The organism is Aeromicrobium sp. 9AM (assembly GCF_902506105.1).
GTDB lineage: Bacteria > Actinomycetota > Actinomycetes > Propionibacteriales > Nocardioidaceae > Aeromicrobium.
The window spans coordinates 738,464-753,014 of record NZ_LR733303.1 but is presented as its reverse complement, the minus strand read 5'-3'; the positions used below and the strand labels follow the sequence as shown (position 1 = coordinate 753,014).

The window sequence follows — 14,551 nt, the reverse complement described above, 5'->3', positions numbered from 1 at the left end:
CCAGCTCGGTGTCGCGACGCGGTCCCCCGCCCCTAGCGTCGACGACATGACCCCGACTTCACTCATCGAGCCCGCCGTCAACGGCGAATCTGATCTTTTGACTCCTGCCCAGCCGGTGTCCGCCCTGCGACGCCATTGGGTGTTCTTCGCCGCCATCGCAGCCGTCATGCTGCACATCGCCGACGACAACTTCCTCCAGCCCAATCCCGGGGTGTCCCCGTTCGACCACCTCGTGAGCGGTCTCGTCCCCCTCGGCCTCATCGGCCTCGGCGCCTGGGCGTACGACCGGGTCAGGGCGGGCAACCGCGCGCTCATCGCCTTCGGCACCGGCCTCACCGGACTCGTCGTCGGTCTGGTCGAGCCGATCAGCCACCTCGGCAACGTGGGTCTCCGCAACGACGACTACACCGCAGTGCTTGCGGCGCCGGCCGGTGTCGTCCTCGTGGGCCTGTCCGCAGTCACCCTGTGGATCTCGCGCCGCTTGGATGACAGCCGCAAGCGCCGATATGCGCGGCGCACGGCCAAGGGTGCCCTGATGGCGGTGGTGATGCTGGAGATCGTCGCCATCTTCGGCTTCAGCTACGTCGTCACGCATGTCTCGCGGGCCGAGCTGCAGACACCTCACCTCGGCACCGCTCATGAGAACGTCACGCTGAAGACGAGCGACGGTCTCCACCTCAAGGGCTGGTACATCCCATCGCGCAACGGGGCAGCGGTCATCGCGTTCCCGGGTCGCAAGGGGCCCCAGGCGCACGCTCGCATGCTGGCGAAGAATGGCTACGGCGTGCTGTTGTTCGACCGCCGGGGCGAGGGCGCCAGCGACGGCGACGGCAACCTGCTGGGCTGGGGCGGCGCCCGCGACATCGACGCGGCAGTCGACTTCCTCAAGAAGCGCGCAGACGTGGATCCCGGGCGCATCGGTGGCATCGGGTTCTCGGTCGGCGGGGAGCTCATGCTCGAGGCCGCGGCGGGCAACAAGGACATCGCGGCCGTCGTCTCCGAGGGCGCCGGAACGCGGGTACTGCGCGAGCAGGTCCACGAGTTCAACGGCTTCGCTCTCGTGCGAGGGTTCCACCAGATGGTGACGCTGGACGCCGGTACGGCGTTGTTCTCCAACACCGCACCGCCGACCAGCCTGGTCGATCTTGCGCCACGCATTGCACCGCGACCCGTACTCGTGATCTGGGCACCCAACGGTGGCAACCGCGAGACGATGTCGACGGTGTACGCCGACCGGATCGGCCCGTCGGCAGAGGTGTGGCAGATCGATGACGTCAAGCACATCCGCGGGCTGCAGACGCACCCCGAGGAGTACGAGCGCCGGGTCGTCGGCTTCTTCGACCGGGCCCTCCCGGCCGGCTAGGTCACGGGCGCGGTCCCTTGAGGGTGGACCAGACCAGCAGGTGGTCGGATGCCCGTGGCCGGGTGAAGCTGCCGTTCCTGGCGCCGAGAGCGGTCACCCAGCGGCTGACGGTCCAGCTCTTGGGCGCATAGATCTGGTCGATGATCCAGCTCGCGTCCTTCACCGGCCTGGTCCTCGAGTACTTCACGTACGTCGAGTACGTCGCGTTGGTGCGCTGCACGGCCGCACGGCGCACGTCCTTGAGGCCCTGGCTCGTCAGGCCGGCGAGCTGGTCGGGGGTGTTCATGTCACCACCGACGACCACGGGATAGCCACTCGACAGCTCTGCGGTGTGTCTCCCCACGGCGTAGGCCTGCTTGCGGGCGCCTGCGCGGTTGTTGTTGACCAGGTGCGTGGCGGCAACCAGGACGGGCTGGTTCGAGCCGCGGTCCTTGAAGAGCACGGGCGTCACGTGGCGAGCGGTCTTCCTGCGTGTCTCACCCGTGCCGATGCCCGGCACGACCCGGTCGGCGTACTGGACGATGAGCTCGACCCGATCGGGGCGATAGGCGATGTAGTTCTCGTTGTACTTCATCGTCGGCGTGATGAGCCGCCACTTCGACCCCAACGCCCTGAGCACGGTGCGCGCGAAGCTGGACGGCGGGTTGGTGGCGCTGTTGTGGCCCGGGCCCACGAGCTCGTTGAACGTCACGACGTCGACGTCGGCCGCCTTGATCGACAGTGCCGCCTTGATCGCCCGTGTGCTCGAGCGCGAGAGCTTGTCGGGGCCGGGGAGGTTGTACTGGCCGATGCGCAGTACGACTCCACCGACCGGCCGGTTGTCGAACACTGCAGGGCTCGACTCCACGGGAGCGATCTCCGGGCTGCCGGCCCACCGCACGCGGTAGCTGCCGTCGTCCCGCGGCGTGAGCACGACCTGCCCCGCTCCGTCGACCACGTCGACCGACGTCAGTGTCCGCCACGTCTCGAGGCCCCGTCGCCTGAAGTCCAGGGCGACCTGTCCCGAGAGCGGAGCACCATCGGCCGTGCGCTGCCACGAGACCTGCGCGGTGACCTGCGATCCGTCCTTGGCGGACGACGGCATGGTGATCGTGAGGTCGGATTGCGCAGCCTCCGCGACGACAGCTGTCCCTGCGCCGAGCGCCGCCCCGGCCTCGCCCTCAGCCGTCGCCGAGACCGAGCAGAGCAGCACGCAGGCCCCGATCAGGATCAGGAGGCGCCGCGTGCGGGTCATCTCGACTAGTTGCAGACGGCGCCGTCTGCGGCCGAGCTGACCAGCTTGCGGTACTTGGCGAGCACACCCTTGGTGTACTTCGGCGGGAGCGGCTCCCAGCCGACCTTGCGAGCCTCGATCTCGTCGTGGTCCACGTCGAGCTCGAGGGTCCGGTTGGCCATGTCGAGGATGATCGGGTCGCCGTCACGGACGAAGGCGATCGGCCCGCCGTCGACGGCCTCGGGTGCCACGTGACCGACGCAGAGGCCGGTCGTGCCGCCGGAGAAGCGGCCGTCGGTCAGCAGCAGGACGTCCTTGCCGAGGCCGGCACCCTTGATGGCACCCGTGATGGCCAGCATCTCGCGCATGCCGGGTCCACCCTTGGGGCCCTCGTAGCGGATGACGACGACGTCGCCCGCCACGATCGTGCCGTCCTCGAGGGCGTCCATCGCCTTGCGCTCGCCGTCGAAGACCCGCGCGGTGCCCCGGAAGACGTCGGAGTCGAAGCCGGCGCTCTTGACGACCGCACCGTCCGGTGCGAGTGAGCCCTTGAGGATCGTGAGGCCGCCGGTCTTGTGGATGGGGCGGTCGAGCGTACGGATGACGTCGCCGTCGAGCTTCTCGGTGATGCCGGCGAGGTTCTCGGCCATCGTCCTGCCGGTCACCGTCATGACGTCGCCGTGCATCAGGCCGGCGTCCAGGAGCGCCTTCATGATGACCGCCGTGCCGCCGGCCTTGTCGACGTCGTTCATGACGTAGCGGCCGAACGGCTTGAGGTCGCCGAGGTGCGGGACCTTGTCGCCGATGCGGTTGAAGTCGTCGAGCGTCAGCGGGACCTCGGCCTCGCGGGCGATGGCCAGCAGGTGGAGCACGGCGTTGGTCGAGCCGCCGAGCGCCATGACGACCGTGATGGCGTTCTCGAACGCCTCCTTCGTCATGATCTGCCGGGCGGTGATGCCCTTGCGGAGCAGCTCGACGACGGCCTCACCGGACTTGTGGGCGAAGTCGTCGCGACGGTTGTCGATCGCGGGCGGCGCGGCGGAGCCGGGCAGGCTCATGCCGAGGGCCTCTGCCGCAGTCGCCATCGTGTTGGCCGTGAACATACCGCCGCAGGCGCCCTCGCCGGGACAGATCGCACGCTCGATCTTGTCGACCTCTTCACGGGTGATCAGGCCCTTGATGCAGGCGCCGACAGCCTCGAACGCGTCGATGATCGTGACGTCCTTGCCGTCGACGTTGCCCGGCATGATCGAGCCGGCGTAGAGGAAGACGCTCGACAGGTCGAGCCGGGCCGCGGCCATCAGCATGCCCGGCAGGCTCTTGTCGCAACCGGCGAGCAGGACCGATCCGTCGAGGCGCTCGGCCATCATGACCGTCTCGACCGAGTCGGCGATGACCTCACGGCTGACGAGCGAGAAGTGCATGCCCTCGTGGCCCATCGAGATGCCGTCGGAGACCGAGATCGTGCCGAACTCGAGGGGGTAGCCGCCGCCGGCGTGCACGCCCACCTTGACGGCCTTGGCGAGCCGGTCGAGGGACAGGTTGCACGGCGTGATCTCGTTCCAGCTGGACGCCACGCCGATCTGGGGCTTCGCCCAGTCGTCGTCGCCCATGCCGACCGCGCGGAGCATGCCGCGCGATGCGGTGGCCTCGAGGCCATCGGTGACGGTGCGGCTGCGGGGCTTGATGTCGATGTCGTTCTCGGAGGCCATGCCCCAAGATTACGGCTCAGGACGACGAGCCGGTCGAGCCGGTCAGCCCGCGATACCCGAGGTTGCGAACCACGCCGGCGCGAAGCCCGTCGCGACGTAGGCGCACACCGCCGCCCAGAGCACGCTGACCAGGGTGCCGATGATGAAGCGCTCGGCCGTCGCCGGCCGGTCTCCGCTGCGCAGCTCGGGGTAGCGGCCGAGGCCCTTGACCGCGAGCACGAGGGCGACTCCTGACGGCATGCCCACGGCCAACGAGCCGAACACGGCAAGTCGTTCGAGCGCACCGATCCACGTGCCGCCGCGAAGGATCCGGCCGGCCGCCTCCATCGACTGGTCGGCGTCCTCGTCGGACTGCTCGTCGATCACGTGGAAGACCGCAGTCGTCACGACGGATCCACCGGCGACCGCGAGCATCGCCGCATAGAGCCCCAGGACCCCGGGGTCGACGTCGATGTCGGCCGTGACCCGAACGACGACTGCCGCGGCCAGCAGCAGCCCGGCTGCCAGTGCGCACCACGCGCGGGCCCGTCCCGTCGAGCCGACGGCGACCGGCAGCCAGGCGGCAATCACCAGGACGTAGAGAATCACGACAGCTCCCCGAGCAGATGGACGGCGAGGGCCTTTCCCCGCTGCTCCTCGACATACCCTGCCACGCGCAGCCGACGATTCATCGCCTGTGGTGAGATGCCGACCTTGGCGGCGGCCTCGGCCTGCGTCGCGGACGTCGTCATCGCGTCGACGGCCTCCCAGCCGGCTTCACTCCGCCGTTCGACGATCGTCAGGAGCAGGACGAGTGCGGTCTCGGCGTGCTCAGCGGCGTGGCCTTCGACGGCCGTCCGTACGGGCGAGGACTTGGCTCGCTCGACGGCTCGGCGGGCCGCCACGAAGGCTTCTCCACGGTTGGCACGAACCGAGTCGGCCAACGGCGTCTCGACGTCGCCGATGCCTATCCCGATCGACCAGGTCCGCGTGCGGGCCAGCGCCAGGGTCAGGTCGACGACCCCGCCCGGGTCGTCGAGCAGGCCCTGGATCTCGTCGCCGGCCGTACGTTCGAAGGCGCGGACCGGCGCACTGCCGGCGAGGAGCTCCTCCGCGGCCGGGACGGCGTCCGGGCCTGCCTGGCTCCGTCGCTGGTCGATCGTCATGACGTAGTACATGCCGCCCATACTATCAACCCTTGGGCATTGATTCCAATGAATCAATGCTCAGTCGTTGTTTTGGCCATATCAATCCTGAAACATTGATGCAGGGTGAGCGTCGCCAATGGCACGATGAGACGGTGAGCATCGCCTTCGTCAGCACGTCCTGGGCCATCGAGCTCGACCCCGACCTGCCGCTGCTGCTCGACGCCGCCGGCCGCCGCGGCATCGATGCGGAGATCACCGTCTGGGATGATCCCGCCGTCGACTGGAGCGCGTACGACGCCGTCGTCGTCCGGTCGTGCTGGGACTACTTCACGCGACGCGAGGAGTTCCTCGCGTGGGCTGCGTCGGTCCCCCGGCTCCACAACAGCCACGAGGTGCTGGCCTGGAACACCGACAAGGTCTACCTGCGCCAGATCGAGGCTGCAGGCGTGCCGATCATCGAGACACGCTGGGACGTCGCACCCGGGGACGACCTCGGCGATCACACCGAATGGGTCGTCAAGCCCACGATCTCGGCCGGATCCCGCGACACGGCGCGGTGGGGCTCGCCCGACGACGTCTACGCCCACAGCGCGGAGCTCGTCGCCGCCGGGCGCACATCGATGACGCAGCCCTACATCTCGTCGGTCGACGACGAGGGCGAGACCGCGATGCTGTTCCTCGGCGGGGAGTTCTCGCACGCCATCCGCAAGGGCCAGCTCCTGCACCGGGGCGAAGGGGTGCGCCAGGACCGCGACAGCCGCGAGTCCATCGACCCGCGCACGCCGAGCGATGCCCAGCTCGAGGTCTCCACGGCCGCGCTCGCCGCAGCTCGCGACATCCTCGGGTTCACCGAGCCCCTGCTGTACGCCCGGGTCGACCTCGTCACGGCCGATGACGGCGCGCCCGTGCTGATCGAGCTGGAGCTCGCCGAGCCGAGCCTGTTCCTGCCGCAGTCCGGCGGCGGCGCCGACCGGCTCCTCGACGCCATTGCGGCCAGGATCTAGCCATTCCGTTGCGGCCGGTGGTCGGCGCCATGGACAATCAGCGCTTGTGAAACCATCCGCGGCCGCCTTCGTCCGCTACTACGACGTCGAGAGCGCCGACGGCACTCGCCTCAGGGCCTGGACGAACGACGCCGAAGGACCAACGGTCTTCCTCTCGAACGGGCTGGGCACCAACCCGCACGCCTGGCCATCACTCCTGCGACCCGACTGCGGCGTCCACGTCGTGTCGTGGAACCACCGCGGTGTCGGTGGCTCGGACCGACCTGCAGACGGCCGGGTCGACCTCGACGCCTTCGTCGAGGATGCCCTCGCCGTGATGGACGCCGCCGGCATAGAGTCGGCAGTCGTCGCCGCCTGGTCGGCCGGCGTCACGGTGGCGTTCGAGCTGGCCGGCCGCCACCCCGAGCGCGTCACCGGCATCCTTGCCGTCGCCGGCGTGCCGGGCAACACGTTCGCGACGATGCTCGCTCCCCTGCGGATGCCGCCGGTCGTGTCGAAGCAGCTCATGGTCGGCCTCGCGCGTACGGCATCGGTGTCGGGACGGGCCCTGGCGCCACTCACGCGGCGGATCCCGTGGACCAACGCGACGGCCAACATGCTGCGCATGACCCGGCTGATCAACCCGGCAGCCGACACCGCCGAGCTCCGCACGCTGATGCAGGAGTTCTGCACGACCCATCCGTCCTGGTACGCCAAGCTCGCCCTCGGGGTGTCGGAGCATCAGCGCGTGTCGCTGTCGAACATCGCCGTGCCGGTGACGTTCATCGCCGGCAAGTGGGACATGCTGACCGGCGCCCGCGACATGCTCTCGGCCTCGGAGCGGGTCGCCGGGTCCCGCTATCGCGAACTCAGCGCGACGCACTTCATCCCGATCGAGTACCCCGACGTCGTGCTCGAGGAGCTCAAGGACCTGATCGCCCGCACCGCCATCCGCCGCGATTCGTGAACGTGAAGGCGCTACCGCGCGCGGGAAGCGCCTGTAAGTCAACGAATCGCGGAGGTCAGGTCAGCTTTTCGAGGATCAGCTCGCGTACGCGGCCGGCGTCGGCCTGACCGCGCATCTCCTTCATGACGGCACCGATCAGCGCGCCGGCGACGCCGAGGTTGCCGCCGCGGATCTTTTCCGCCGCGTCGGGATCGGCTTCGATCGCACGATCGACTGCCGCGCCGAGTGCACCGTCGTCGGAGACGACCTCGAGCTTGCGGCCGACGATGACCTCCTCGGGAGTGCCCTCGCCGGCAATGACGCCGTCGAACACCGATCGCGCGAGCTTGTCGTTGATCCGACCGGAGTCGATGAGCGCCTGGATCTCCGCGACCTGCGTCGGCGTGATGCCGAGAGCGTCGAGATCAGATCCGGTCACGTTGGCGCGTCGAGCCATCTCGCCGAGCCACCACTTCTTGGCGGCCTGCGGCGTCGTGCCCGCCTCCACCGTGGCAACGATCAGGTCGAGCGCACCCGCGCCGATCGTGTCGCGCATGTCGAGGTCGCTGAAGCCCCAGTCGGCCTGCAGGCGCGAACGACGTACGGCCGGCGGCTCGGGCAGCGTGGCCCGGAGCTCCTCGACCCACTCGCGCGACGGCGAGACCGGCGCGAGGTCCGGCTCGGGGAAGTAGCGGTAGTCGTCGGCGTCGGACTTCTCCCGACCGGACGACGTCGTGCCGGTGTCCTCGTGGAAGTGCCGGGTCTCCTGCAGCACCGAGCCACCCTCGTCGAGGATGCCCGCGTGCCGCGAGATCTCGTAGCGGACCGCGCGCTCGACCGAGCGGAACGAGTTGACGTTCTTGGTCTCCGAGCGCGTGCCCAGCGTCGTCGAGCCCTTGGGCTTGAGCGAGAGGTTGACGTCGGCGCGGAGCGAGCCCTGGTCCATCCGTACGTCCGAGACGCCCAGGCCGCCGATCAGGTCGCGGACGTACGAGACGTACGCGCGGGCGACCGCGGCAGCCTTGTCACCCGGCACCTCGATCGTGCGGGTCACGATCTCGATCAGCGGGATGCCGGCGCGGTTGTAGTCGACCAGCGAGAAGTCGGCGCCGTGGATGCGGCCCGTCGAGCCGCCCACGTGCAGCGACTTGCCGGTGTCCTCCTCCATGTGCGCGCGCTCGATGTCGATCCGGTACGTCTCGCCGTCGACCTCGACGTCGACGTGCCCGTTGAACGCGATCGGCTCGTCGTACTGCGACGTCTGGAAGTTCTTGGGCATGTCGGGATAGAAGTAGTTCTTGCGCGCGAACCGGCACCACTCGGCGATCTCGCAGTTGAGCGCGAGGCCGATGCGGATCGCCGACTCGATCGCCTTGGCGTTGACGACCGGCAGCGCACCAGGCAGCGCGAGGCACACCGGGCAGACCTGCGTGTTGGGCTCGGCGCCGAACTCGGTCGGGCAGCCGCAGAACATCTTGGTCGCGGTGTTGAGCTCGATGTGGATCTCGAGGCCCATGACCGGGTCGTATTTCTCAAGAGCCTCGTCTACGGGAACCAATGTCTCGGTCGTCATCGCACTACCTCCAGGTCGGGTGCCTGGGCCAGCATCGGGCCGCCCCACTTGTCCTCGAGCAGCTTCTCGAGGGCTGCGCCGGCGTTGTAGAGCCGGTCGTCGGCCTGCTGCGGGGCGAGGAACTGCAGGCCGACCGGTAGGCCGTCCTCCTCCGCGAGCCCGACCGGCAACGAGATGCCGGGGATGCCGGCGAGGTTGGCCGGGATCGTGGCGACGTCCTGCAGGTACATCGACAGCGGGTCGTCGAGCTTGGCGCCCAGCGGCCACGCCGTCGTCGGCGAGGTCGGCGAGACCAGCACGTCGACCTGCTCGAACGCCGACGCGAAGTCGCGCGCGAGGAGCGTACGGACCTTCTGCGCCGAGCCGTAGTAGGCGTCGTAGTAGCCGCTCGACAACGCGTACGTGCCGACGATGATGCGGCGCTTGACCTCATCACCGAAGCCGGCGTCACGGCTCGAGGCCATGACCTGCTCCGCGCTGGGGTCGTCAGCACCGGCGGGCGGCACGCGTACGCCGTAACGCATCGCGTCGAAGCGGGCGAGGTTGCTGCTCGCCTCGCTCGGCATCACGAGGTAGTAGGCCGCGAGGGCGTACTCGAGGCTCGGCAGCGAGACCTCGACGACCTCGGCACCCGCGGAGGTCAGCAGCTCGACGGCCTCGTGGAACCGGGCGCTGACGCCGGCCTGGAAGCCTTCGCCACCGAGCTCCTTGACGATGCCGATCTTGAGGCCCTTGACGTCGGCGCGACGGGCGGCCGAGACGACGAGGGGTGCCGGTGCGTCGATGCTGGTCGAGTCCATCGGGTCGTGCCCGCCCATGAGCTCGTGCAGCAGTGCCGCGTCGAGGACGGTACGCGTGACGGGGCCGGCCTGGTCGAGGCTGCTGGCGAGCGCGACGAGCCCGTAGCGGCTGATGCCGCCGTAGGTCGGCTTGACGCCGACCGTGCCGGTCAGTGCGCCGGGCTGGCGGATCGAGCCGCCGGTGTCGGTGCCGATCGCGAGTGCTGCCTCGAACGCGGCGACGGCAGCCGCCGAGCCGCCTCCGGAGCCACCGGGGATGCGGTCGCGGTCCCACGGGTTGCGGGTCGGTCCGTACGCCGAGTGCTCGGTCGAGGAGCCCATGGCGAACTCGTCCATGTTGGTCTTGCCGAGGATCGGCAGGCCGGCAGCCTTGATGCGCTGCGTGATCGTCGCGTCGTAGGGCGGGATCCAGCCGTCGAGGATCTTGGAGCCGCAGGTCGTGGGCATGCCTTTGGTCGCGACGATGTCCTTGACCGCAATGGGTACGCCGGCGAGCCCGTGCAGGCCCTCGCCCGCGGCCCGGCGCGCGTCGATGTCGGCCGCGGTGGCGAGTGCACCTTCGGCGTCGACGTGCAGGAAGGCGTGGACGTCACCGTCGACGGCGGCGATGCGGTCAAGCTGGGCCTGGGTGGCCTCGACGCTCGAGACCTCCTTGCGGGCGAGCTTGCCGGCGAGGTCGGCCGCGCTGAGCTTGGTGAGATCCGTCATCAGTCCTCCCCGAGGATCTTGGGGACCAGGAAGCGCTGCTGGTCGGACGCCGGGGCGCCGGCGAGGGCTTCCTCCGGCGTCAGGCACGGCACGACGACGTCCTCGCGGAAGACGTTGTTGACCGGAACGGGGTGGCTCATGGCCTCGACGTCGTCGCCGGCCGCCTGCTGGACGACCGCGACGTGCTCGAGGATGGCCGGCAGCTCGGCGGCGAAGTGGTCGAGCTCGGCCTCGCTGAGGTCGATGCGGGCGAGGCCGGCCAGATGGCTGACGTCGGCACGCGAAATACCCTTGGCGGGCTCAGACATACGGATCCTTGCGGGTGGAGTCGGGGGTACCGATCCATCCTAGTGACCGCTGCAGGACGCTCAGGGGCGGGCGCGTTCGATCAGGACCTCGATGCCGTCGAGCATGACCTCGAGGTCGAACCGGTACTCCGCGAAGGGGTCGCCGCCGGGCCCGGGATCGTCCGCGGCTCCGGACCAGGCGACACGATGCAGCTGCGGGAACCGCTCCTCCTCGACGACCTCGCGCAGGATCGCGGTGTAGTCGACCGGCGTGGCACCGGCGCCCATGGCCTGCTGCGCGTCGTACGCCATGCGCGCATCGATCAGTGCGTGCGACGAGATCAGGCCGAGGATGCGCATCTTGTCGCCGTCGTCCAGACCAGTGCCGTCGAGCGCCTCGAGCCCGACCTCCATCCACCGCAGCGAGTTGGGCGCCAGCGGCGGAGTGGCCATCGGCATCTGGACGATCCAGATGTTGCGTGCGATGGCCTCCCGCTGCGCCATGGCCCAGCTGCGCAACCGGGTGCGCGCGGTGTCACCGACGAGCTCGAACTCCATCACCCCGTCGGCGCTGGCGTTCCACATCAGCTGGAGCAGCTCGTCCTTGTTGGTGACGTAGCGGTAGAGCGACATCGTCGTGAAGCCCACGGCCTTGGCGACGCGTGCCATCGAGACGGCAGCGAGTCCCTCGGCGTTGGCGATGTCGATGGCTGCGGCCACGATCGCATCGACGTTGAGCCCGGGCTTGGGCCCACGACGGCCGACCTCGCGCCGGCCCCACAACAGGTCGAGGCCGGGTGGCAGGACGGTCTGGTCGTCGGGTTCAGCCATGATCACAGCCTTTCAGATGCCCTCTTGCGAGTTTCAGTGTACGTCATATACAGTTTCGTGTATGACATACACAGTTACCGCCACGGGCCTCTGCAAGGCGTACGGGGATCACGTCGTCCTGGACGGGATCGACCTCGCCGTCGCGAAGGGATCCGTGTTCTCGCTGCTCGGGCCGAACGGCGCCGGCAAGACGACCCTGGTCCGCATCCTCGCCACACTGCTGACTCCCGACTCCGGCACCGCCACGGTCGCCGGTCACGACCTGGCCACCGACCCAATCGGCGTCCGCACGGTCATCAGCCTGACCGGTCAGTACGCCGCGGTCGACGAGGTGCTGACCGCCGAGGAGAACCTGCAGATGATGGCGCAGCTGCGACATCTCCCCCGCAAGGCCGCGCGCCAGCGGGTCGAGGACCTGCTGGTCGAGTTCGACCTCGTCGAGGCGAGGTCACGCCGCGTCGGCACGTTCTCCGGCGGCATGACCCGGCGCCTCGACCTCGCGATCAGCATGATCGAGCGGCCGGAGCTGCTATTCCTCGACGAGCCGACGACGGGCCTCGATCCCCGCAGTCGCGAGCAGGTCTGGGGCACGGTCCGCCGACTGGTCGACGACGGCGTCACGATCCTGCTCACGACGCAGTACCTCGAGGAGGCCGATCAGCTGGCCGACCGCATCGCGGTGCTCGACGGCGGCTCGATCGTCGCCGAGGGCACCGCCGCCGAGCTCAAGTCGACGATCGGCGGCGAGCTGCTGCGCATCGAGCTCGCCGACGCAGCGTCGTACGCCCGCGCGGTGGCCCACCTGGGCGCCGAGCACACCGACGAGCGCCTGCTCAGCATCGAGGTCCCCACCGACGGCTCCCCCGCCGAGATCGTCACGCTGCTCGCCCGCCTCGAGCGCGAAGGCCTGGCCGTCCGCAAGGTCACGACCGTGCACCCCAGCCTCGACGACGTGTTCTTCTCGCTCACCGAGCGGTCCGCCGCATGACCATCCCGACACTGACAAGGAAACCCGTCATGACCGTCTCCACTGCCGTCCTCGACTCCCGCGTGATGGTCACGCGCAGCGTCCGCCGCTCGTTCCGAGACCCCGAGGCGTTCTTCACGGCGCTGATGCTGCCCGTGATCCTGATGCTGATGTTCGTGTACGTCTTCGGCGGCGCGATGAACACCGGTGGCGACTACGTCGACTATGTCGTGCCCGGACTGCTCCTGCTGTGTGCCGGGTTCGGCGCCGGCACCACAGCGGTGAGCGTGGCGCAGGACATGAGCAACGGCATCGTCGACCGGTTCCGCTCGATGCCGATCCACGGCTCATCGGTCATGGTCGGCCACATCGTGGCCAGCATCGTGCGCAACCTCATCGCCACGGCGCTCGTGATCGGCGTGGCGCTCCTCGTGGGGTGGCGGCCCGACGCGTCGCCGGTGGAGTGGCTCGCCTCGATCGGCGTCGTGCTGATGTTCATCCTCGCGATCTCGTGGCTGGCGGCCACCGCAGGCCTGTTCCTCGGCAGCCCGGAGGCGGCCAACGGGTTCTCGATGATCCTGATGTTCCTGCCGTACGTCAGCACGGCCTTCGTGCCGGCCGACACGATGCCGTCGTGGATGCGTGGGTTCGCGGAGCACCAGCCGCTCACCCCGGTGATCGAGACCCTGCGCGGCCTGTGGATGGGCACACCGATCGGCAACCAGGGCTGGATCGCGGCAGCGTGGTGCCTCGGCATCCTTGCCGTGTCGATCCCCCTGTCCGCACGCCTGTTCAGCCGCCGGGTATCCAGATAATCCCGTTCTCTGACATGATGAGGGCATGTCCGAGTCGCGCCTGACCCAGTTCCAGAACGGCCCCCACACGTTCGACGTCATCGACAGTGGCCCGCTGGACGGGACACCCGTGGTCCTGCTGCACGGGTTCCCCCAGCGGGCGTCGGCGTGGAACGCCGTCGCACAGCACCTGCACGAGCGCGGCCTTCGGACGTACGCGCCGGACCAGCGCGGTTACTCCCCCGGTGCCCGTCCAGCATCGCGATTCGCGTACAGCCTGGCGGCTCTGACCTCCGACGCCGTGGCGCTCATCGACGCGATCGGCGCACCTCGCGTGCACCTCGTCGGACACGACTGGGGCGCCGCCGTCGCGTGGTCGGTGGCAGCCAACCACCCCGAACGCCTCGCGACGCTGACGGCGGTCTCGGTGCCGCACCCCGGCGCGTTCGTACGGTCGATGCTGACCAGCGGCCAGGCACTGAAGTCGTACTACATGGCGCTGTTCCAGCTGCCCTACCTGCCGGAGCGCTTCCTGGCGAGCGGCCGCGCCGACAAGCTCCTGCGCGGCGCCGGGATGACCCGCGAGATGGTCGAGCAGTTCCACACCGAGATCGTCGACTACGGCGCGCTGCGCGGCGGCCTCGGCTACTACCGGTCGGTCGTACGTACGTCGCCCGGCCAGGCCGGCACCAAGATCACCGTCCCGACGACGTACGTGTGGAGCGATGGCGACGTGGCGCTCGGTCGCAAGGGCGCCGAGATCAACGAGCGCTGGATGGCCGGGCCGTACGAGCTCGAGATCGTCGAGGGGGCGAGCCACTGGCTGCTCGACGAGCGACCCGCGGAGCTGGCCGAGAGCATCATCAAGCGGGTCGGCATCTAGGCTGCTCGGCATGCCTCCACAGAAACCGCAGGACGTCGGCCCGTGGGACCTGCTCGCGTTCGTGTGCGAGCTCGCGATGATCGCGCTGCTCGTCGCGGCCGGTCACGGCATGGCGGGCGGCTGGAAGGGCTGGGCGCTCGGCGCCTTCCTGGCGTTCGTCGCGATCGGCATCTGGGCGCAGTGGATGGCCCCGACGTCGGACAAGCGGCTCGCCAACCCCACACGATTCATCGTCCAGGTCATGTTGTTCATCACGGTCGGCCTGTATGCCGCAGCAGGTGGCCTGGTGTGGTGGGGCGTGGCGTTCGCCGTCGTGTCGATCACCGCGTTCGCGGCTCGCATCCGCGCCGATCCCTGAGCCACG

General features: G+C 69.2%; 15 protein-coding genes. 7 read left to right on the top strand and 8 right to left on the bottom strand.

Annotated features, from left to right (window positions below):
• The first annotated feature begins 46 nt into the window (after nt 1–46).
• Nucleotides 47–1,363, top strand: a complete 1,317-nt coding sequence (locus tag BOSE46_RS03760) for an alpha/beta hydrolase (RefSeq protein WP_159538389.1) — start codon at nt 47–49, stop codon at nt 1,361–1,363.
• A 1-nt stretch (nt 1,364) separates the two neighbouring features.
• On the opposite strand, the gene BOSE46_RS03755 is transcribed toward BOSE46_RS03760, so the two are convergent.
• From BOSE46_RS03755 to BOSE46_RS03740, 4 genes are read right to left on the bottom strand one after another with little or no spacing between them, the layout of a single operon-like run.
• A complete protein-coding gene (locus BOSE46_RS03755; protein WP_159538387.1) occupies nt 1,365–2,597 on the bottom strand; it encodes an endonuclease/exonuclease/phosphatase family protein in 1,233 nt (410 codons plus the stop codon).
• Nucleotides 2,598–2,602: 5 nt separating this feature from the next.
• Nucleotides 2,603–4,288 (bottom strand): dihydroxy-acid dehydratase, encoded by a 1,686-nt coding sequence (ilvD, locus tag BOSE46_RS03750; RefSeq protein WP_159538385.1) that lies wholly within the window; start codon nt 4,286–4,288, stop codon nt 2,603–2,605.
• A 42-nt stretch (nt 4,289–4,330) separates the two neighbouring features.
• Complete coding sequence (locus BOSE46_RS03745; protein ID WP_159538383.1) at nt 4,331–4,876, bottom strand: hypothetical protein; 546 nt, start codon at nt 4,874–4,876, stop codon at nt 4,331–4,333.
• Nucleotides 4,873–5,445, bottom strand: a complete 573-nt coding sequence (locus tag BOSE46_RS03740; RefSeq protein ID WP_159538381.1) for a hypothetical protein — start codon at nt 5,443–5,445, stop codon at nt 4,873–4,875. Before BOSE46_RS03740 ends, BOSE46_RS03745 begins: the two co-directional genes overlap by 4 nt.
• Before the next feature lie 122 nt (nt 5,446–5,567).
• Between BOSE46_RS03740 and BOSE46_RS03735 the strand changes: the two genes are divergently transcribed.
• Together BOSE46_RS03735 and BOSE46_RS03730 are read left to right on the top strand one after the other, a co-directional pair.
• Nucleotides 5,568–6,419 carry a RimK family alpha-L-glutamate ligase gene (locus BOSE46_RS03735; RefSeq protein ID WP_201299510.1) on the top strand — a complete coding sequence of 284 codons (852 nt, stop codon included), beginning with the start codon at nt 5,568–5,570 and terminating at the stop codon, nt 6,417–6,419.
• Between the two features lie 46 nt (nt 6,420–6,465).
• Nucleotides 6,466–7,365: an alpha/beta fold hydrolase gene (locus BOSE46_RS03730; RefSeq protein ID WP_159538377.1), complete on the top strand. Its 900-nt coding sequence runs from the start codon at nt 6,466–6,468 to the stop codon at nt 7,363–7,365.
• Nucleotides 7,366–7,420: 55 nt separating this feature from the next.
• Here the strand turns inward: BOSE46_RS03730 and gatB are convergent, their stop codons facing one another.
• From gatB to BOSE46_RS03710, 4 genes are read right to left on the bottom strand one after another with little or no spacing between them, the layout of a single operon-like run.
• Nucleotides 7,421–8,917 (bottom strand): Asp-tRNA(Asn)/Glu-tRNA(Gln) amidotransferase subunit GatB, encoded by a 1,497-nt coding sequence (gatB, locus tag BOSE46_RS03725; protein ID WP_159538375.1) that lies wholly within the window; start codon nt 8,915–8,917, stop codon nt 7,421–7,423.
• Nucleotides 8,914–10,425, bottom strand: coding sequence for an Asp-tRNA(Asn)/Glu-tRNA(Gln) amidotransferase subunit GatA (gene gatA, locus BOSE46_RS03720; protein ID WP_159538373.1), 1,512 nt, complete (start codon nt 10,423–10,425; stop codon nt 8,914–8,916). Before gatA ends, gatB begins: the two co-directional genes overlap by 4 nt.
• Nucleotides 10,425–10,733 (bottom strand): Asp-tRNA(Asn)/Glu-tRNA(Gln) amidotransferase subunit GatC, encoded by a 309-nt coding sequence (gene gatC, locus BOSE46_RS03715; protein ID WP_159538371.1) that lies wholly within the window; start codon nt 10,731–10,733, stop codon nt 10,425–10,427. The genes gatA and gatC overlap by 1 nt, the downstream gene beginning before the upstream one ends.
• A 60-nt stretch (nt 10,734–10,793) precedes the next feature.
• Nucleotides 10,794–11,543 (bottom strand): TetR/AcrR family transcriptional regulator, encoded by a 750-nt coding sequence (locus tag BOSE46_RS03710; RefSeq protein ID WP_159538369.1) that lies wholly within the window; start codon nt 11,541–11,543, stop codon nt 10,794–10,796.
• 61 nt (nt 11,544–11,604) lie between these two features.
• Between BOSE46_RS03710 and BOSE46_RS03705 the strand changes: the two genes are divergently transcribed.
• Genes BOSE46_RS03705 through BOSE46_RS03690 form a run of 4 tightly spaced genes read left to right on the top strand, consistent with a single transcriptional unit; the run spans nt 11,605 to nt 14,545 of the window.
• Nucleotides 11,605–12,531 carry an ATP-binding cassette domain-containing protein gene (locus BOSE46_RS03705; protein WP_159538367.1) on the top strand — a complete coding sequence of 309 codons (927 nt, stop codon included), beginning with the start codon at nt 11,605–11,607 and terminating at the stop codon, nt 12,529–12,531.
• 29 nt (nt 12,532–12,560) lie between these two features.
• Complete coding sequence (locus tag BOSE46_RS03700) at nt 12,561–13,325, top strand: ABC transporter permease (RefSeq protein ID WP_201299509.1); 765 nt, start codon at nt 12,561–12,563, stop codon at nt 13,323–13,325.
• Between the two features lie 25 nt (nt 13,326–13,350).
• On the top strand, nt 13,351–14,187 hold the full coding sequence (locus BOSE46_RS03695; RefSeq protein ID WP_159538365.1) for an alpha/beta fold hydrolase: 837 nt from the start codon (nt 13,351–13,353) through the stop codon (nt 14,185–14,187).
• Between the two features lie 10 nt (nt 14,188–14,197).
• Entirely contained in the window at nt 14,198–14,545 is a 348-nt protein-coding gene (locus tag BOSE46_RS03690) for a YrdB family protein (RefSeq protein ID WP_159538363.1), read from the top strand.
• Nucleotides 14,546–14,551: the final 6 nt, after the last annotated feature.